Annotated in this window: 18 protein-coding genes; 12 read left to right on the top strand and 6 right to left on the bottom strand. The window is 71.3% G+C overall.

Translation table 11 applies throughout. From position 1 onward, the window contains the following. Positions 1–10: 10 nt before the first annotated feature. The gene (locus ACH41F_RS23560; RefSeq protein WP_398837371.1) at positions 11–490 is read right to left on the bottom strand and encodes an Lrp/AsnC family transcriptional regulator; all 480 of its coding nucleotides are present in this window, start codon (positions 488–490) and stop codon (positions 11–13) included. A 126-nt stretch (positions 491–616) separates the two neighbouring features. Between ACH41F_RS23560 and hppD the strand changes: the two genes are divergently transcribed. Both hppD and ACH41F_RS23550 read left to right on the top strand, forming a co-directional pair. Beyond that, complete coding sequence (gene hppD, locus ACH41F_RS23555) at positions 617–1762, top strand: 4-hydroxyphenylpyruvate dioxygenase (RefSeq protein ID WP_391236170.1); 1146 nt, start codon at positions 617–619, stop codon at positions 1760–1762. Positions 1763–1875: 113 nt separating this feature from the next. After that, positions 1876–2742: a Teichoic acid biosynthesis protein C (Precursor) gene (locus ACH41F_RS23550; protein ID WP_391236167.1), complete on the top strand. Its 867-nt coding sequence runs from the start codon at positions 1876–1878 to the stop codon at positions 2740–2742. A gap of 35 nt (positions 2743–2777) precedes the next feature. On the opposite strand, the gene ACH41F_RS23545 is transcribed toward ACH41F_RS23550, so the two are convergent. After that, positions 2778–4199 carry a tetratricopeptide repeat protein gene (locus ACH41F_RS23545; protein WP_391236164.1) on the bottom strand — a complete coding sequence of 474 codons (1422 nt, stop codon included), beginning with the start codon at positions 4197–4199 and terminating at the stop codon, positions 2778–2780. A gap of 92 nt (positions 4200–4291) precedes the next feature. Here ACH41F_RS23545 and ACH41F_RS23540 point away from each other — a divergent pair, with 92 nt between their 5' ends. Further along, positions 4292–5698 carry an FAD-binding oxidoreductase gene (locus ACH41F_RS23540; protein WP_398837368.1) on the top strand — a complete coding sequence of 469 codons (1407 nt, stop codon included), beginning with the start codon at positions 4292–4294 and terminating at the stop codon, positions 5696–5698. Between the two features lie 17 nt (positions 5699–5715). On the opposite strand, the gene ACH41F_RS23535 is transcribed toward ACH41F_RS23540, so the two are convergent. Beyond that, positions 5716–6129 carry an SsgA family sporulation/cell division regulator gene (locus ACH41F_RS23535; protein ID WP_391236158.1) on the bottom strand — a complete coding sequence of 138 codons (414 nt, stop codon included), beginning with the start codon at positions 6127–6129 and terminating at the stop codon, positions 5716–5718. Positions 6130–6343: 214 nt separating this feature from the next. On the opposite strand from ACH41F_RS23535, the gene ACH41F_RS23530 reads away from it, so the two are divergent. Together ACH41F_RS23530 and ACH41F_RS23525 are read left to right on the top strand one after the other, a co-directional pair. After that, positions 6344–7927 carry an RDD family protein gene (locus tag ACH41F_RS23530; protein ID WP_398837366.1) on the top strand — a complete coding sequence of 528 codons (1584 nt, stop codon included), beginning with the start codon at positions 6344–6346 and terminating at the stop codon, positions 7925–7927. Between the two features lie 89 nt (positions 7928–8016). Continuing rightward, positions 8017–8676, top strand: a complete 660-nt coding sequence (locus tag ACH41F_RS23525) for an RDD family protein (protein WP_398837364.1) — start codon at positions 8017–8019, stop codon at positions 8674–8676. Positions 8677–8698: 22 nt separating this feature from the next. Here ACH41F_RS23525 and ACH41F_RS23520 read toward each other — a convergent pair whose 3' ends face one another. Continuing rightward, on the bottom strand, positions 8699–8959 hold the full coding sequence (locus ACH41F_RS23520; RefSeq protein ID WP_391236149.1) for a hypothetical protein: 261 nt from the start codon (positions 8957–8959) through the stop codon (positions 8699–8701). A 343-nt stretch (positions 8960–9302) separates the two neighbouring features. Here ACH41F_RS23520 and ACH41F_RS23515 point away from each other — a divergent pair, with 343 nt between their 5' ends. Together ACH41F_RS23515 and ACH41F_RS23510 are read left to right on the top strand one after the other, a co-directional pair. Beyond that, positions 9303–11639, top strand: a complete 2337-nt coding sequence (locus ACH41F_RS23515; protein WP_398837361.1) for an immune inhibitor A domain-containing protein — start codon at positions 9303–9305, stop codon at positions 11637–11639. Positions 11640–11761: 122 nt separating this feature from the next. Continuing rightward, the gene (locus tag ACH41F_RS23510; protein WP_391236143.1) at positions 11762–12106 is read left to right on the top strand and encodes a hypothetical protein; all 345 of its coding nucleotides are present in this window, start codon (positions 11762–11764) and stop codon (positions 12104–12106) included. A gap of 68 nt (positions 12107–12174) precedes the next feature. On the opposite strand, the gene ACH41F_RS23505 is transcribed toward ACH41F_RS23510, so the two are convergent. Together ACH41F_RS23505 and ACH41F_RS23500 are read right to left on the bottom strand one after the other, a co-directional pair. Next, a complete protein-coding gene (locus ACH41F_RS23505) occupies positions 12175–12765 on the bottom strand; it encodes an isochorismatase family protein (RefSeq protein ID WP_391236139.1) in 591 nt (196 codons plus the stop codon). Between the two features lie 88 nt (positions 12766–12853). Further along, positions 12854–14203: a nicotinate phosphoribosyltransferase gene (locus tag ACH41F_RS23500; RefSeq protein ID WP_398837358.1), complete on the bottom strand. Its 1350-nt coding sequence runs from the start codon at positions 14201–14203 to the stop codon at positions 12854–12856. A gap of 138 nt (positions 14204–14341) precedes the next feature. On the opposite strand from ACH41F_RS23500, the gene clpS reads away from it, so the two are divergent. From clpS to ACH41F_RS23475, 5 genes are all read left to right on the top strand, one after another. After that, positions 14342–14659, top strand: a complete 318-nt coding sequence (gene clpS / locus ACH41F_RS23495) for an ATP-dependent Clp protease adapter ClpS (RefSeq protein WP_391236133.1) — start codon at positions 14342–14344, stop codon at positions 14657–14659. Positions 14660–14702: 43 nt separating this feature from the next. After that, positions 14703–15305 carry a DUF2017 domain-containing protein gene (locus ACH41F_RS23490; protein WP_398837356.1) on the top strand — a complete coding sequence of 201 codons (603 nt, stop codon included), beginning with the start codon at positions 14703–14705 and terminating at the stop codon, positions 15303–15305. A gap of 344 nt (positions 15306–15649) precedes the next feature. After that, entirely contained in the window at positions 15650–17095 is a 1446-nt protein-coding gene (locus tag ACH41F_RS23485) for an amino acid permease (RefSeq protein ID WP_398837354.1), read from the top strand. A 143-nt stretch (positions 17096–17238) separates the two neighbouring features. Next, on the top strand, positions 17239–17661 hold the full coding sequence (locus ACH41F_RS23480; RefSeq protein ID WP_391236124.1) for a Mov34/MPN/PAD-1 family protein: 423 nt from the start codon (positions 17239–17241) through the stop codon (positions 17659–17661). A gap of 143 nt (positions 17662–17804) precedes the next feature. Beyond that, complete coding sequence (locus ACH41F_RS23475) at positions 17805–17900, top strand: putative leader peptide (protein ID WP_310736469.1); 96 nt, start codon at positions 17805–17807, stop codon at positions 17898–17900. Positions 17901–17909: the final 9 nt, after the last annotated feature.

Here is a 17909-nt window from a genome sequence, read left to right as displayed (position 1 = left end):
CCCACGACGGTCAGGTCCTCTCCGAGTCCTCGGCCGCCTGCTCCACCAGCGGGATGATCCGCAGCGGAACGGGGTTCTCCATCACGATCGCCGTGGCGGCCCGGACGATGCCATCGAAACCGACGACCAGGTCGATCACACGTTGGAGATCGGCGTTCGAGCGGGCCACGAGCCGGCACAGCATGTCCCCGCTGCCGGTGGTGGTGTGCAGCTCCAGCACCTCCGGCACGGTCGCCAAGTGGGCCCGTACGTCCACCCCTTGGCCCTGCCGGATCTCCAGCGTGGCGAACGCGGTGACCGGGTAGCCGAGCGCCGCCGGGTCCACCTGCGGCCCGAAGCCCCGGATGACGCCATTCGACTGAAGCCGGTCCAGCCGCGCCTGCACCGTCCCGCGCGCCACCCCCAGCCGCCGGGACATCTCCAGCACCCCGATCCGCGGTTCCCGCGCCAGCAGCACGATGATCCGTCCGTCCAGCCCGTCGATCCCCACGAGAGCCGCCCTTCCCAGTGGTCATCCTGTACAGAAAGCCCGCGGAAACGGACCCCGTACTGGTCATTCTGCGTAGCAGAAACGCAAACTATTGCGCATCTTGCGTGCCGGGGGAAAGCTGCGGCTATGACGCAGACCACACACCAGACCCCCGACACCGCCCGGCAGGCCGACCCCTTCCCGGTCAAGGGAATGGACGCGGTCGTGTTCGCCGTGGGCAACGCCAAGCAGGCGGCGCACTACTACTCCACCGCCTTCGGCATGCGGCTCGTGGCCTACTCCGGACCGGAGAACGGCAGCCGCGAGACCGCCTCCTACGTCCTGGAGAACGGCTCCGCCCGCTTCGTGCTCACCTCGGTGATCAAGCCCGCCACCCCCTGGGGCCACTTCCTCGCCCAGCACGTGGCCGAGCACGGCGACGGCGTCGTCGACCTCGCCATCGAGGTCCCGGACGCCCGCGCCGCCCACGCCTACGCCCTGGAGCACGGCGCCCGCTCGGTCGCCGAGCCGTACGAGCTGAAGGACGAGCACGGCACCGTCGTCCTCGCCGCCATCGCCACCTACGGCGAGACCCGCCACACCCTCGTCGACCGCTCCGGCTACGACGGCCCGTACCTGCCCGGGTACACGGCGGCGGCCCCCCTCGTCGAGCCGCCCGCCCACCGCACCTTCCAGGCCATCGACCACTGCGTCGGCAACGTCGAACTCGGCCGGATGAACGAGTGGGTCGGCTTCTACAACAAGGTCATGGGCTTCACGAACATGAAGGAGTTCGTGGGCGACGACATCGCGACCGAGTACAGCGCCCTGATGTCCAAGGTCGTCGCGGACGGCACGCTCAAGGTCAAGTTCCCGATCAACGAGCCCGCCATCGCCAAGAAGAAGTCCCAGATCGACGAGTACCTGGAGTTCTACGGCGGCGCCGGCGTCCAGCACATCGCGCTCAACACCAACGACATCGTCCAGACCGTACGGACCATGCGGGCGGCGGGCGTCCAGTTCCTCGACACCCCCGACTCCTACTACGACACCCTCGGCGAGTGGGTCGGCGACACCCGCGTCCCCGTCGAGACCCTGCGCGAGCTGAAGATCCTCGCCGACCGCGACGAGGACGGCTATCTGCTCCAGATCTTCACCAAGCCGGTCCAGGACAAGCCGACCGTGTTCTTCGAACTCATCGAACGGCACGGCTCGATGGGCTTCGGCAAGGGCAACTTCAAGGCCCTCTTCGAGGCGATCGAGCGGGAGCAGGCCAGGCGCGGCAACCTGTGAACCGCCCCTGAATCAACGGCCCGTGCCGGCAGAGCCTTGAAACCGCCGAACGCGAGTTGACACCCTCGGTCCCGTGGACGTCACCCGGACGTCCACGGGAACCAGGGGACACCGTGACCGACCGCATCGACCTCGGCGTACCGGCGAAGCGTTGGCTCAGGGAGAAGGCCCTGCACGAGGGCACGGTCCTGCAGTCCTTCGCCTTCGACGAGGTGCACCGGCACCTCTACGTCCTCCAGGTCCGCCGCGGCGGCCACGACGCCGGGAACCTCTGCCTCAACAGGCTCGACCACGACGGCGAACTCCTCGGCCACATGCACCTGCACGGCTTCGGGCACGGCGTCAGCATGGGCGTGCAGAACGCCGCCGACGGCAAGGTCTGGATCTGGACCGAGGCCGACGCCGACAATGGCTACGGCCAGGGCGTCACCCGCTTCCAGTTCGCGAACGGCGCCACCCGCACCCGCGAGGACGTCAGGATCCGCAAGCCGATACCGGGTTCGACCAACAACCAGCCCTCGGTCTGCATGGCCTCGCGGCGCATCGCCGTCCGCCACCGCGTCAAGGGCGAACCCCGCTACCGGATCTGGGACCTCGACGCCTTCGTCGCCCGCGACTACGACCACCCCGTCGCCGACCTCGCCCAGCCCGACCCGCACCCCGACCCGACGATCCCCTTCCAGGGCTACGCCCTGCACGGCGACCACCTCTACCAACTCGCCGGCACCGCCTACGACGCCAGGACCAACCCGCCCGCCCGGCACGGCAACGCCCACCTGTCCTGCGTCGACATCACCACCGGCACACTCCTCCAGCGGCTGCGCACCGAGGCCGGCCGCTCCCTGACCTTCCGCGAGCCCGAGGGCGTCGCCGTCCAGCACCGGGGCGGGACCCGCCTGTACCTGGGCCTTGCCTCCGGGACGGCCGGCAAGCGCAGGTTCTCCCTCTACTACAAGCCCGCCCCGCAGGAACGCCCGTAGGCTCCCGCACCGCCGCCGTGCGAGCTGAGCCTGCCCTAGGACGCCCCCTTCGCGTCCATCACCGGCACGTCCTCCATCGGCGGCTCACCCAGCGCCGCCAGCGCCTGCCGGGCCGTGGGCACGTGCAGCGGCGAGAAGTACGGGTTGATCCGCAGCGCCTCCCGAAGGTGCCGCCGCGCCGGCCCGTACCGCTCCAACCGCCGCTCGATCATGCCCCGGTGGTAGGCGTGCAGCGCGCTGCGCACCCCGCCGCCGCGCGCCGTGTCCGTCGCCCGCACCGCGTACCGCAGCGCCTCCTCGTCCTCACCCGCCCGGTGCAGCGCCCACCCCAGCGCGTCGGCCACCGCGATCCCCGGCTGGCGCCCCCACTCGGCCCGCAACCGCCGCACCGCCGCCTCCGGAGACCCGTGGTCCGCCTCGAACACGCCGAGCACCAGCTCCTCGTCCGCCCCGCCCGCGGCCGCCTCGCGCACCCGCTCCCGCAGCAGGTCGTACTGGACCTGCGCGCCCTGCCGCAGCCCCAGCGACTCGTACAACTCGCCCAGCTCCAGGGCGTACTGCGGATCCGGTCGCTTGGCCAGCGCCGCCCGGTAGGCGCTCAGCGCCTCCGAGGTCCGCCCCAGCGCCGCCAGCACCCGCCCCTGACCGGCCTGCGCGGCCCGCTGGTCCGGGTCGATCCGCACCGCCTCCTGGAAGTTGCGCAGCGCCGGCTCCAGGTCACCGCGCTCCCAGGCCAGCTGCCCCACCCGCTCCAGATACGCCGCCCGCTCGGCCGGCGCCTCCGCTCCGGCCGCCGCGTCGGACAGCTGCGCCATCGCGTCCTCGCGCCAGCCCCGGTCCCGGTACACGGCACCGGCCCGCGCCATCACCGCCGGCCCGCCCCGCAGCTCCTGCAACCGCTCCAGGGCCCGCCCGGCGGCCTTCCAGTCACCGAGTCCGGTGTAGGCGTCGATCAGCGCCGGATACGTCGTCCAGCGCTTCGGCTCCCGCTGCCGGGCGGCCTCGCCCCACTGCTTGGCCGCCCCGAAGTCCCGCCGCGCGTTCGCCAGCGCCGCCATGCCGGCCAGCGCCTCGGCGCTCCTGTCCACCTTCAGGGACGTCCGCAGCGCCCGGTCGGCCTTCGGGTAGTACCCGGGCTGCGCGGTCCGCCGCCCCTGCTCGACGTACGCCGCCCCGAGGACCGCCCAGGACTCGGCGTCCCGCGGATGCCGGCGCAGGTGCGCCTCCCGCTCGCCGATCAGCACCGCGAGGTCGGGCAGCGACGCCGGCACCCCCGCGACGACCGCGGCCCGCGCCTGCGCCCCCGGGGCCGGCGGTGCGGGCGCCCTCGTCCGCGGCGGCTGCCACGGCAGCACCATCAGCGCCCCGCCGAGCACCAGACACCCGGTGACGGCGGCGATCAGAACCCGTCGGCCGGCACGCGGACGCCGAGGGGCCGCCTCCTTGTGGTTCTCCATGGCGCTCACCATGCGCCAGTACGACGACCACACCCGGGCAGGTGACGGTCGCCGCAGACGGGGTTCACACCGATGGCCCCGGGTGCGACGCTGTGATCATGAGCCGTATCGAAGCGCCTCGCGACGAGGTCACCGGAAACCTGGTCGATCGCCTCCTGAGCGGCCTGCCCGCCGAGGCCGTCCTGACCGACCCGGACGTCACGGCCTCCTATGCCCACGACATGGCCAGCTTCTGCCCGGCCGGCGCCCCCGCCGTCGTCGTCCTGCCGCGCACGGTCGAACAGGTGCAGCACGTCATGCGCACCGCCACCGACCTGCGCGTCCCGGTCGTCCCGCAGGGCGCCCGCACGGGCCTGTCCGGCGGCGCCAACGCCACCGACGGCTGCATCGTGCTGTCCCTGACGAAGATGGACCGCATCCTCGAGATCAGCCCCGTCGACCGCGTCGCGGTGGTCGAGCCCGGAGTCCTCAACGCCACCCTCTCCCGCGCGGTCAACGCACACGGCCTCTCCTACCCGCCGGACCCCTCCAGCTGGGAGATGTGCACCATCGGCGGCAACATCGGCACCGCCTCCGGCGGGCTGTGCTGCGTGAAGTACGGCGTGACGGCCGAGTACGTCCTCGGACTCGACGTGGTCCTCGCCGACGGCCGCCTGATGTCCACCGGCCGGCGGACCGCGAAGGGCGTCGCGGGGTACGACCTGACACGGCTGTTCGTCGGCTCCGAGGGTTCCCTCGGCGTCGTCGTACGGGCCACCCTCGCCCTGCGCCCGCAGCCGCCCGAACAGCTGGTGCTGGCCGCCGAGTTCGCCTCCGGGGCCGCCGCCTGCGACGCGGTCTGCCGGATCATGGCGGCCGGACACGTGCCGTCCCTCCTCGAACTGATGGACCGCACCACGGTCAAGGCCGTCAACGACCTCGCCCAGATGGGGCTCCCGGAGACCACCGAGGCCCTGCTGCTCGCCGCCTTCGACACCACCGACCCGGCCGCCGACCTCGCCGCCCTCGGCGCGCTGTGCGAGGCCGCCGGCGCCACCCAGGTGGTCCCCGCCGACGACACCGCCGAGTCCGAACTCCTCCTCCAGGCACGCCGCTTGTCGCTCCCCGCCCTGGAGGCCGTCAAGGGCACGACGATGATCGACGACGTGTGCGTGCCCCGCTCCCGCCTCGCCGAGCTGCTCGAGGGCACCGAGCGGATCGCCGAGCGGCACCGGCTCACCATCGGCGTCGTCGCCCACGCCGGGGACGGCAACACCCACCCCACCGTCTGCTTCGACGCCGCCGACCCCGACGAGTCCCGGCGGGCCCGCGCCTCCTTCGACGAGATCATGGCCCTCGGCCTGGAACTCGGCGGCACGATCACCGGCGAGCACGGCGTGGGCGTGCTGAAGAAGGAGTGGCTGGCCCGCGAGATCGGACCCGTCGGGGTGGAGATGCAACGGCAGATCAAGCAGGTCTTCGACCCGCTGGGCATCCTGAACCCCGGCAAGCTGTTCTGACGGACACGGCGCCGCGATCACCGGGCGAGCAGCTGGTCGAGCGCGTCGTCGATCCCGAGCTGCTCGCCCTCGGTCCCCGGGGGCACCACCCGCAGCGTCCGCTCCAGCCAGGCGGACACCTGGGCGGCCGGCGCCTCCAGCAGGGCGTCACCGTCGGGTGAACTGAGCGCCATCAGCACGACGCCGCGCCCCTCCGTCTTGGTCGGCCACACCCGCACGTCCCCGTGCCCGCACGGCCGGAACACCCCCTCCACCAGCAGATCGCGGGAGAACGTCCAGTCCACCGGATGGTCGGAGTTGATGTGGAAGGCGACGTGGACGGCGTAGGGGTCGTCGGTGCGGTAGCTCAGCCGGGCGGGGACCGGGATGCTCCGCTCCGGGGACAGGACGAGCCGCAGCTCCAGTTCGCGTTCCACCACGGTGTAGTGCATGTCGTTCGGTTCCTCTCCGCTCGTGCGCGGCCCCGCGGTGGGCCCGCGGAAGGAGAGAGCGGGGTGGGCCGCGGGCATTACGCGGGTTCGGGGAACTTTTCTCCGGGGCCTCTCGAAGGTGTGGGTCCGGTGGGACTGGAGGCCGGGGGCAGCGCCGGTCTGATAGATGTGGAGCCCCCTCTATTCACCCCCGAGCAGATACGGGACGACGGACATGAGCGCCCCAACCCCGGCACCCGGTGACGACAGGCCCCGCGAGGGGTATTACCCGGACCCCTCCATCCCTGGATATGTCCGGTACTGGAACGGCACCTCCTGGGTGCCGGGCACGAGCCGTCCGGCCCCGTCCGACGGCGGGGCGGCGGCGCCCGCGCAGGGCGCGTCCTCGGTCGTCCCGCCGGTGGAGGAGACGGGACCGCACTTCTTCGACGAGGACCCCCGGCCCGCGTCCGAGGCCCAGCACGGCAGCCGTCCCGAGCCCGCCTCCGCCTGGGGCGCCGACCGCGTCCACCAGTCGGGCTTCGGCGGCGACCCGGACCGGCGGGTCTCCTGGGGCGCGGCCGCGGGCGCCGACCCGCGCGTCCCCTCCGACACCACGACCGGCGACGGCACCGCGACGATCCCGCCCGCGGAGTCCGACGCCCCGCCCTCGGGCAACACCTTCGTCTTCCGCAGGCCGACACCCGGGGGAGCGGCACCCTCCCCGGCGGCACCCGGCACCCCCGGCCCCGCCCCGGCCGGTCCCGGTGTCTCCGGCGGCCCCGCCTTCCCGGCCCCCGCCGGCCCCGGTGGCGACGAGGGCACCATGACCTTCCGGGCGCTCACCCCGCGCACGGCCCCGCAGGGCGGGGCGCAGAGCGGGGGCACGGGTGGCGCACGCCCCGAGGGCGCGGCGGCGGGCGGCTTCGGCCCCCCGGCGGCCACGTCGGCCTCCTCGGCTTCCTCGGTCCCCGGTGCCGCGGCGGGCCCGCAGTCCGCGCCCGGCGCCCCGGGCTTCGCCCCCGGCAAGGTCGCCGCGGAGCGTGCCGCCGCCGCGCAGGTCCAGGCGCCCGCCCCCGCCGCCCCTTCCGGACCGCAGCGGCCCCTGTCCGCGTCCCCCGCCGCCCCCGCCGGACCGCAGCCGCCCCTGTCCGCGTCCCCCGCCCCCGCCGTGCCGGCGCAGTCCACGCCCATGGCCAGTGGCGTCGGTGGCGGTCAGCCCTCGTGGGCCCAGCAGGTGCACCGCCTGGCGGCGAACCCGGACGAGGAGCAGCCCGTCACGCCCTGGAAGCCGCCCGTCGAGGACATCTTCCAGGCCGCCGCCCGCCGGCAGGCCTCCGCCCGTCCCGCCGGGCTCGGCAAGCGGCTCGCCGCCCGGCTGCTGGACACCGTCGTGCTCGTCGGGGTCACCGGCGCGGCGGCCGTCCCGCTCGGCACCAGGGCGCTCGACCACGTCAACGAGAAGATCGACGCGGCCAAGCTCTCCGGCGAGACCGTCACCGTCTGGCTCCTGGACGGCACCACCTCGGTCTACCTCGGCATCGTCCTCGCCGTCCTGATCCTCTTCGGCGTCCTGTACGAGGCGCTGCCCACCGCCAAGTGGGGCCGCACCCTCGGCAAGAAGCTGTTCGGTCTGGAGGTGCGGGACATCGAGGGCGGCGAACCCCCCACCTTCGGCGCCGCGCTGCGCCGCTGGCTCGTCTACAGCGTCCCGGGTCTCTTCGCGATCGGTGTCGTGGGAGTCGTGTGGGGGCTGTTCGACAAGCCGTGGCGCCAGTGCTGGCACGACAAGGCCGCACATACGTTCGTAGCGGGATAGCCGGATACGCCGAAAGGGCCGGAGGATTCCGTACCCCGGACGGCCGCTCGCCGGATGCGGAGCCGGGGGGTTCGCGGTCGACTCGGGCCATGAGCAGCGAACCGCCCCCCGGCCGGCAGCCGCCGGAAGACGACCCGTTCCGCAAGCAGCCCCCGCCGCCGGGCGACGCGGGCTCGCCGTACGGCGGTCAGCCCCCGCCGTACGGCGGCAGCCCCTACGAGGGCGGCCCCCAGGGAGGCAGCCCCTACGGCGGTGGTGATCCGTACGGCGGCGGCTCGTACCCGAACGATCCGCTCGCCGGTATGCCCCCGCTCGCCGGCAGCGGCAGGCGCACCCTCGCCCGGATCATCGACATGATCCTCGTCGGGGTCGTCGTCGCCCTGCTCACCTGGGGCTTCGACGTCAACGAGTACGACGTGGACACCGACAAGGTCGAGTACGGCAAGTCGTTCACGCAGTCGCTCGTGGCCGCGGTGCTCTACATCGCCTACGACACCGTCATGATCAGCCGCTCCGGCCAGACGCTCGGCAAGAAGTGGCTCGGCATGCGCGTGGCCAACCTGGAGAACGGCTCGACGCCCTCCGTGCAGACCGCGCTGGCGCGTGCGGCGGTGCTGTGGATCCCGTTCGCGTTCTGCTGCGCCTGCGTGTGGACCGCCGTCGCGGGCGGCTGGAGCTTCTTCGACAAGCCCTACAAGCAGGGCCTGCACGACAAGGCGGCCAGGACGGTGGTGGTCAGCACCGCCTGACCGGTACCGCCGGACGCGACGGTCAGGCGGCGGTCCTGGAGCTCGTGGCCGCGGCCGGCACGGGCTCCTGGGCCGCCTCGGTGGCGGGCTTGCGCATCGCGACCACGCGCGACTTGGGCATCGGTACCGTCAGGGCGACGAGCAGCCCGAGAACGAGCGCGGCGACGGTGATGACCGCGATCCCCACGCCCGAACTCGTCTGTGACAGCAGCAGCATGGCGAGCGTCGAGAAGATCACGGTGAACGAACCGTAGGCGAGCTGTGCGGCAGTCGGACGAGGCATGGCAATCGTGTCCTCGGAAGTGGGGGTCCACGGGGGTGTCGGCCTGGCATTCCGTCGGTTCCGGAGCGTTCCGCCAAGCTCTCTTCGCGTGCATGCCCGAGCGGAACGAACGGTAAGCGTGACCTAACCAACAGTACCGGTGCACGGGGGGCGCACGGAGTCATGCGGTCCACGAAGTGGACAGACGCGAGCGCCGGTCGAGGACCGCTCCGGACCCGACCGAGATGTTCGCAAAGCGGACACCGGATCCGCATAGTGCACTTGTCCTGTTCAAGTCAAGGTCTGTCTTTTCCGCCGAACCTCTAGTCAAATGCCGTCACTTGACTAGGGGAGGAAGACTCCAGTGCCCAGCAGACCCTGGACGTTCAGAGCGGCCGCGACCACCGTCGCGCTGGCCGCCGCGATGGCGACGACATCCACGTTCGCCGTGGCGCAGGCCGACCCGGCGGCGCCGGCCACCGTGCAACGCACCGACCCGCAGCCCGCGAAGACCACGCGGGAGCACGACTTCGACGGCCCGCTCTCCAAGACCCGTGAGGCGCAGCGCGAAGAGGCGCTCAAGCAGGTCATCTCCGGCGCCGCCACCGTGAAGGACCGCGACGGCTCCCAGGTCGTCGCGCTCAAGAGCCGCAAGGGCGACAGCAAGTACGTCGAGCTGGGCCGCGAGCGGACCGACAAGATCTTCACGATCCTCGTCGAGTTCGGCGACCAGGTCGACAGCCGCTACGGCGGCACCCCCGGCCCGGCGCACAACGAGATAGCCCGGCCGGACCGTGCCGCGGACAACTCCACGGCCTGGCAGGCGGACTACGACAAGGCCCACTACGAGGACCTCTACTTCGGCGACGGCACCGCGTCGATGAAGAGCTACTACGAGAAGCAGTCCTCGGGCCGGTACTCGATCGAGGGCGAGGTCACCGACTGGGTCAAGGTGCCCTACAACGAAGCCCGTTACGGCTCCAACTCCTGTGACACCTGCGCCTGGAACGCGGTGCGGGACGGAGTGGACGCCTGGGTCGCCCAGCGGAAGGCGGCGGGGCGCACCGACGCCCAGATCAAGGCGGAGATCGCCGAGTTCGACCAGTGGGACCGCGACGACTTCGACGGCGACGGCGACTTCAACGAGTCCGACGGCTACATCGACCACTTCCAGATCGTGCACGCCGGTGAGGACGAGTCCGCGGGCGGCGGCGCCCAGGGCGAGGACGCGATCTGGGCGCACCGCTGGTTCGCCTTCGGCACCGACGCGGGCGCCACCGGTCCCACGGATAACCTGCTCGGCGGCACCCAGGTCGGCGACACCGGCATCTGGGTCGGCGACTACACCATCCAGCCGGAGAACGGCGGACTCGGCGTCTTCGCCCACGAGTACGGCCACGACCTCGGTCTGCCGGACCACTACGACACCTCCGGCGGCGGCGAGAACTCCACCGGCTTCTGGACCCTGATGTCCTCCGGCTCCTGGCTCGGCACCGGCAAGGACACCATCGGTGACATGCCCGGCGACATGACCGCCTGGGACAAGCTGCAACTGGGCTGGCTGGACTACGACGTGGCGAAGGCCGCGACCCGGTCGAAGCACCGGCTGGGGCTCGCCGAGTACCACACGAAGAACAAGCAGGCCCTCGTCGTCGAGCTGCCCGAGAAGTCCGTCACCACCGAACTCGTGGCCCCCGCCCAGGGCGCCACCCAGTGGTGGAGCGGCAGCGGCAACGACCTCAAGAACACGCTGGCCCGTTCCGTCGACCTCACCGGCCGGTCCTCGGCGACGCTGACCCTCGACGGCTGGTGGGCCACCGAGAAGAACTACGACAACCTCTACACCGAGGTCTCCACCGACGGCGGCGCCAACTGGACGCCGATCGACGGCACCGCGGACGGTGCGCCCCTCCCGCGCGACGCCGGCGACAAGCCGGTGATCACCGGGTTCTCGCAGACGTACAAGAAGCTGGCCTTCCCGCTGGACGCCTACGCGGGCCGGAAGATCGACGTGCGCTTCCGCTACGCCACCGACGGCGGCGTGGCCGGGCAGGGCTTCACGGCCGACCGGATCTCGGTGGTCGCCGACGGCACCGCGCTGTTCGCGGACGACGCCGAGAGCGCGGACGCGGCCTGGACGGCGAAGGGCTTCTCCCGGGTGGGCGCGTCCTTCACCAAGGACTACGCGCAGTACTACCTCGCCGAGAACCGCCAGTACGTGTCCTACGACAGGACGTTGAAGGTCGGCCCGTACAACTTCGGCTTCTCCACGACCCGTCCGGACTGGGTGGAGCACTACCCGTACCAGAACGGCCTGTTGATCTGGAAGTGGGACACCTCCCAGCCGGACAACAACACCAGCGAGCACCCCGGTGTCGGCCTGCTGCTGCCGGTCGACTCGCACCCGACCGCGCTGAAGTGGTCCGACGGGACGCCGATGCGCAGCCGCATCCAGTCCTACGACTCGCCCTTCAGCCTGTACCGCACGGACGGCATCACGCTGCACAACGCGGACGTCGCCACGCGCATCCCGTCGTCGAGGGGGGTGCCGGTCTTCAACGACCACACGAGCACCTACTACGACGAGACGACCCCGTTCGCGGGCGTCAGGCTCACTGACACCAACACCAAGATCAGGATCGTCAAGGAGGCCAAGAACGGCTCCGTGATCACGCTCGAAGTGGGCCGCGCGACGAAGTAATCCGCGTTTGCGCAGGTCAGAGGCGAATCGGCGGTGACCCCCTGGCGGGTCGCCGCCGATCGTGTTTAGGTGCGTCCTGATGGTTCTCTTATTGACACCGGTGCACACGGGGGTGTGACTGCATGGCCGCAGGAGGTTTCTGCAAGCTGCCGACCGGCAGCGTGGTGGTGGCGCTGAACCTGCCCAGACCCGCCACCGACGGCACGGGCTGCGTCCGTGTCCTCGTCCATGCCCAGAACCGCGCACGAGCCCTGACCAGGCTCCGCAACCTGGGCCTTCGAGCGGTCTACCTCCGCGGCAACGCGGCGCCGCCGAGCCCGGACGAGATCACCGCCGTCCTGCACCACCCGGACGGCCTCATATGGCGCACCGCCCCTGACAACGCTGTCGCCCTGGGCCCGGAGCTCGCCCAAGAGCTCTGGCACCCGATCAGGGCCCTGCTGAGGAGACCGACGGCACCGGTGTGAGACCCGGCGGGCCCGGTCTCCCGCAGCCGCCGGGCCGCGGGCCGGGACGCGCCGCCGGTCCCCGTGCGCTACTGCACCACCGGCTTGCCCGAGAGGTCCACGCCCGCGTCGCGCATCGCCTCCAGGGCCCGCTCGGTCGTCTCGGCGGCCACCCCGGCGGTCAGGTCGAGGAGCACCTGGGTGCGGAAGCCCTGGCGGACCGCGTCCAGGGCGGTGGCCCGTACGCAGTGGTCGGTCGCGATGCCCACCACGTCCACCTCCTGGACGTCCCGCGCCCGCAGCCAGTCGCCCAGCGGGACGCCGTTCTCGTCGGCGCCCTCGAAGCCGCTGTAGGCCGCCGCGTACGCGCCCTTGTCGAAGACGGCGTCGACGGCGCCGGAGGCGACGGCCGGGGCGAAGTTCGGGTGGAAGCCCACGCCCTCGGTGCCGGCGACGCAGTGCGCGGGCCAGGAGTGGACGAAGTCGGGGTTGTCGGCGAAGTGGCCGCCGGGCGCGATGTGGTGGTCGCGGGTGGCCACCACGTGCTGGTACCCGGAACCGGCCGCCTGTCCGATCAGCTCGGTGACGGCGGCGGCCACATCGGCACCCCCGGCCACCGCGAGGCTGCCCCCTTCGCAGAAGTCGTTCTGTACGTCGACGACGATCAAGGCGCGGCGCATGGTGGGTGTCCTTCGACTAAGAGTGAACTGAGGAGCCTGGAGACTTCGGCGGCGCTGCGGGAGGGCTGCCCGCGGGGGAGCCCGGCCCCTACTGGCTACCCGAGCGCCCCTGGACGTACTCCGTCGGAAGGACGGGTTCCCCGCGCGACAGCTGGGTCGCCGACAGCGGCAGCCCGTCCCGCGCGGCGGTGTGCCGGTCCCGTACGACGTCCAGCGGCTCGCGGGCGACCACGTCACCGCCCTTGACGAGCTCGACGAGCAGCTGCCGGTCGGCGTACTCCGCCGGGACCGCGCCGGTGCCGACGACCTCCGCCTCCGCGATGCCGTCCGCGTCCAGTCGCCGGGCCGCCCACTTGCGGCCGCCGACGGAGCTCTTGCCGCCGGAGGACTTCTTCGCGACCGGCACCAGCGGTGCCTTCGGGTCGGCGGACTCGGCGCGGGCGACCAGCTTGTAGACCATCGAGGCGGTCGGGTGCCCGGAGCCGGTCACCAGCTGGGTGCCGACGCCGTACGCGTCCACGGGCGCCGCGGCGAGCGAGGCGATGGCGTACTCGTCGAGGTCCGAGGTCACGATGATCCTGGTGTCGGTCGCCCCCAGCTCGTCCAGCTGCTGCCGCACCCGGTGCGCGACGAGGAGCAGGTCGCCGGAGTCGATGCGGACGGCGCCCAGCTCGGGCCCGGCGACCTCCACCGCCGTACGGACGGCCTCCGTCACGTCGTAGGTGTCGACGAGCAGCGTGGTGCCCCGGCCCAGCGAGTTCACCTGGGCCTGGAAGGCGTCGCGCTCCCGGTCGTGCAGCAGCGTGAAGGCGTGGGCGGAGGTGCCGACGGTCGGGATGTTGTAGCGGAAGCCGGCCGCCAGGTCGGAGGTGGAGGCGAAGCCGCCGACGTACGCGGCGCGGGAGGCGGCGACGGCGGCCAGCTCGTGGGTGCGGCGGGCGCCCATCTCGATCAGGGGGCGGCCGCCGGCCGCCGAGGACATCCGGGAGGCGGCCGCGGCGATCGCCGAGTCGTGGTTGAGGATGGACAGGATCACGGTCTCCAGCAGCACGCACTCGGCGAAGGAGCCCTCGACCCGCATGATCGGCGAGCCCGGGAAGTACACCTCGCCCTCCGGGTAGCCCCAGATGTCACCGGAGAAGCGGTAGGAGGCGAGCCAGTCCAGGGTCTGCGCGTCCACGATGTCCCGCTCGCCCAGGAAGCCCAGGACGCCGGGGTCGAAACGGAAGTTCTCGACGGCGTCCAGGACCCGCCCCGTGCCCGCGACGACGCCGTAGCGGCGCCCGTCCGGCAGGCGCCGGGTGAAGACCTCGAAGACGCTGTGCCGCTCGGCGGTACCCGCCTTCAGCGCCGCCTGGAGCATCGTCAGCTCGTACTGGTCCGTGAAGAGCGCCGTCGAGGGGACGTCCACCGGCAGCCCAAGGTCCGCTACATCCACGAAAGCTCTCCTCGCCATGCCTCTCCGGGGCCCCCAGGTCGGCCGGGGGTCCGGGGGTCGTCCCCCGGTGTGTGCGGCATGACAGCGGATGCTACCCCACTTCGCGTCAGTGTGACGATTTGTGGGGCTCGTGGCAGCATGGGCCCTGTGACGTCACCCGCTCCCGTAGAGATCGAACGCACCGAGTCGGCGGAAGAGGTCTTCGCCGCCCCCGAGCCGGACGTCCCCTGGGTCACCATCGTGCACAACGACCCGGTCAACCTCATGAGCTACGTGACCTACGTCTTCCAGACCTACTTCGGGTACTCGAAGGACAAGGCCACCAAACTCATGCTCGACGTTCACCACAAGGGCCGGGCGGTCGTCTCCAGCGGGACCCGCGAGGAGATGGAACGCGACGTGCAGGCCATGCACGGCTACGGCCTGTGGGCCACCCTCCAGCAGGACCGGAAATGACCCGACCCCGCTCGCAGGACCGGAAGTAGCTGAACTGACCTTCATGCCTGGACACTTCGAACCGCTCCCCGGCGGCGGCGCGGCCGTCGCCCTCGACGACGTCGAGATCTCGATCATCCGGTCGCTGGCCGTCCAGCTCCTGGAGCTCATCGGCCCCGGCCCCGCCGAGGACACCTCCGGCGACCCCCTCGCCGAGCTGTTCGCCGACGGCCCGAGCGAGCCGCCCTCCGACCCGGTGCTGCGGCGCCTGTTCCCCGACGCCTACAGCGACCCCGAGGGCACCCCGGGACCCGAGCGGGCCCAGGAGCAGAAGGCGTACTCCTCGGAGTTCCGCCGGTACACCGAGAACGACCTCAGGGCCGGCAAGCGGGAGAACGCCCTCGCGGTCGTCCGGTCCCTGGACGCGCTGAGCCCGGTGGGCGACGGTGGGGCGGTGCTGAAGCTGTCGCCGCAGGAGTCACGGCAGTGGCTCGGCTCCCTCAACGACCTGCGCCTCGCCATCGGCTCCCGGCTGGAGATCACCGACGAGGAGGACACGGACCTCCTCTACCGGCTCCCGGACGAGGACCCCCGCAAGCCGATGGTGATGGCCTACCTGTGGCTGGGCGGACTCCAGGAAACCCTCGTCACGACCCTTCTGCCGTAGTTTGTGACGATGTTGTGTTCGCTCAGCGGACGCTCAAATCCGGATAACGATCATGTCACCGTGGTCGCGGCGTATGCCCGCCCCGGTCTCCCTTTGTCCCCTTCTCCCTGTGTGCTGCGCCACATCTCGCACAGGTGATCTCTGTTGCGGCCGTGATAAATCTTCACGACCGCCCGACGAACACCACCCGTATGTTCGGTCGGGTGCGCCACCGAGCCGGCGGATCGCCGGCCAGGCACGAGCGGGCCTCGCGCCCGCTCAGCTCCATCCATCCGGGGGGATCGAGAACCGATCCGAGGCCGACGAGAGGCCCGGGTCGGCATGGAGAAAGGCGCACCACACACATGACCTCCGCTCAGGTCGACACAGGTTCGGAGCAGACCTCCGAAGAGGGTTACGAGCGTGGCCTCGGCAGTCGCCAGGTCCAGATGATCGCGATCGGCGGCGCCATCGGCGTCGGCCTCTTCCTGGGAGCCGGGGCGAACATCGCCAAGGCCGGACCCAGCCTGATCCTCATGTACGCCCTCGCCGGCGTGATCATCTTCTTCATCATGCGGGCGCTCGGCGAGCTCCTGCTCTACCGCCCGGTCTCGGGTTCGTTCGCCGAGTACTCCCGGGAGTTCCTCGGCCCGTTCTTCGGCTACTTCACCGGCTGGACGTACTGGCTGATGTGGGTCGTCACCGGCATGGCCGAACTCACGGCCGCCGCGATCTACGTCCACTACTGGTTCCCGGACGTCCCGCGATGGGTCACCGCCCTGGCCTTCCTGGTGATCCTCTTCGGGGTCAACCTGATCTCCGTGAAGGTCTTCGGCGAGCTCGAGTTCTGGTTCTCGATGGTCAAGGTCACCGCCCTGATCGGCATGATCGTGATCGGCCTGGGCGTGCTCACCTTCGGCTTCAGCGCCGCCGGCGACACCGCCGCCGTCTCCAACCTCTGGGCCTTCGACGGCTTCTTCCCGCACGGCGTCGGCTCGTCCCTGATGACCCTGCAAGGCGTCATGTTCGCCTACCTCGCGGTCGAACTGGTCGGCGTCACCGCCGGTGAGTCGGAGAACCCGGAGAAGACCCTCCCGAAGGCGATCAACACCCTGCCGTGGCGGATCGCGCTGTTCTACGTCGGCGCCCTGACCGTCATCCTGTGCGTGGTGAAGTGGACCGAGTTCGCGGAAGGCGTCAGCCCCTTCGTGAAGGCCTTCGCGGTGATCGGCATCCCGACCGCCGCCGGCATCGTCAACTTCGTCGTGCTGACCGCGGCCCTGTCCTCCTGCAACTCCGGCATGTACTCCACGGGCCGCATGCTGCGGAACCTGGCGGAGAGCGGCGAGGCGCCGGCGGCCTTCAAGAAGCTGTCCTCCACCAAGACCCCGGCCCTCGGTATCGCGGTCTCCGTCGCCTTCATGGGCATCGGGGTCGTCCTCAACTACATCGTCCCCGAGAAGGCCTTCGGGTACGTGGTCTCCGTGGCGACCGCGGCCGGCATCTGGACCTGGCTGATGATCCTGATCAGCCACGTGCTGTACCGCCGCGCGGTCGACGCGGGCCGTCTGCCCGCCTCCTCCTTCCCGGCGCCGGGCGGCGCGAAGTGCTCCTACGTCGCCATCGCCTTCCTGCTCTTCGTCACCGGCCTCATCGCCTACGACGCCGACTCGCGCGTCTGCCTGTACGTCATGGCGGGCTGGGCCGTGGCCCTCGGCATCGGCTGGACGGTGCTCAAGAGCCGCAACCCGGAGATCACCCGGCGGCGTGAGCCGTGCGTCGAGAAGACGGGCGCCGAGAAGACGGGCTGACCCGCTCCCACAGGACGTCCACTGGCGGGGGCTCTCGTGGCCCCCCAGCCGCAACCACTGTCACTGCGGCTTTGGCGTCCGGCATATGGGCCGCCCCGTACCACCTGTCGGTACGGGGCGGCTCTCTGTCTATCCTGGCCGGCATGCTGACCATCACCCAGGCCCTCGTCGACCAGATCGTCGCCCACGCGCGCAAGGACCACCCCGACGAGGCCTGCGGCGTCGTCGCGGGCCCGGCCGGCTCCGACCGCCCCGAGCGCTTCATCCCGATGCTGAACGCGGCCATGTCACCCACGTTCTACGAGTTCGACTCCGGCGACCTGCTCAAGCTCTACCGCGAGATGGACGACCACGACGAGGAGCCGGTGGTCATCTACCACTCCCACACCGCCACCGAGGCCTACCCCTCCCGCACCGACGTCTCCTACGCCAACGAGCCCGGCGCCCACTACGTCCTGGTCTCGACGGCGGACACCGACGGCCTCGGCGACTTCCAGTTCCGCTCCTACCGGATCGTTGACGGCGAGATCACGGAGGAGGAGGTCACGGTCGTGGAGGCGTACTGAACGAGCCGTGCCGTCGCCCGTCCCCGCCCGGCTCGTCCTGCGGGCGTCCGCCTGAGCTGTGCGGTCTCATACTCCGGCCGGAAACCGTCCACCATGTGGGATCACATTCCGGGACCCCGACCGGGAATCGATACGATGAGCCCATGGTTTTCGATGACGTGAGCGAGAAGACGCCGGGCATGCTGCTCGTGGCGCGGCTGCACGTCGACCTGTGCAGGCTCGCCAGCGCCATCTGTTGACGCTGCCCC

Origin of the sequence: Streptomyces sp. NPDC020489, assembly GCF_044386545.1 — a bacterium.
GTDB lineage: Bacteria > Actinomycetota > Actinomycetes > Streptomycetales > Streptomycetaceae > Streptomyces.
Note: the sequence above shows the minus strand (reverse complement) of the source record. Positions and strands in the feature narration are given on the sequence as shown.

What these genes read in the sequence shown, in the direction of transcription:
- hppD (WP_391236170.1), top strand. Translation starts at nt 617, where the DNA reads ATGACGCAGACCACACACCAGACCCCCGACACCGCCCGGCAGGCCGAC.
- ACH41F_RS23480 (WP_391236124.1), top strand. Translation starts at nt 17,239, where the DNA reads ATGCTGACCATCACCCAGGCCCTCGTCGACCAGATCGTCGCCCACGCG.
- ACH41F_RS23535 (WP_391236158.1), bottom strand. Translation starts at nt 6,129, where the DNA reads ATGCACTACACCGTGGTGGAACGCGAACTGGAGCTGCGGCTCGTCCTG.
- ACH41F_RS23510 (WP_391236143.1), top strand. Translation starts at nt 11,762, where the DNA reads ATGGCCGCAGGAGGTTTCTGCAAGCTGCCGACCGGCAGCGTGGTGGTG.
- ACH41F_RS23475 (WP_310736469.1), top strand. Translation starts at nt 17,805, where the DNA reads ATGGTTTTCGATGACGTGAGCGAGAAGACGCCGGGCATGCTGCTCGTG.
- ACH41F_RS23485 (WP_398837354.1), top strand. Translation starts at nt 15,650, where the DNA reads ATGACCTCCGCTCAGGTCGACACAGGTTCGGAGCAGACCTCCGAAGAG.
- ACH41F_RS23520 (WP_391236149.1), bottom strand. Translation starts at nt 8,959, where the DNA reads ATGCCTCGTCCGACTGCCGCACAGCTCGCCTACGGTTCGTTCACCGTG.
- ACH41F_RS23530 (WP_398837366.1), top strand. Translation starts at nt 6,344, where the DNA reads ATGAGCGCCCCAACCCCGGCACCCGGTGACGACAGGCCCCGCGAGGGG.
- ACH41F_RS23505 (WP_391236139.1), bottom strand. Translation starts at nt 12,765, where the DNA reads ATGCGCCGCGCCTTGATCGTCGTCGACGTACAGAACGACTTCTGCGAA.
- ACH41F_RS23525 (WP_398837364.1), top strand. Translation starts at nt 8,017, where the DNA reads ATGAGCAGCGAACCGCCCCCCGGCCGGCAGCCGCCGGAAGACGACCCG.
- ACH41F_RS23490 (WP_398837356.1), top strand. Translation starts at nt 14,703, where the DNA reads ATGCCTGGACACTTCGAACCGCTCCCCGGCGGCGGCGCGGCCGTCGCC.
- clpS (WP_391236133.1), top strand. Translation starts at nt 14,342, where the DNA reads ATGGGCCCTGTGACGTCACCCGCTCCCGTAGAGATCGAACGCACCGAG.
- ACH41F_RS23545 (WP_391236164.1), bottom strand. Translation starts at nt 4,199, where the DNA reads ATGGAGAACCACAAGGAGGCGGCCCCTCGGCGTCCGCGTGCCGGCCGA.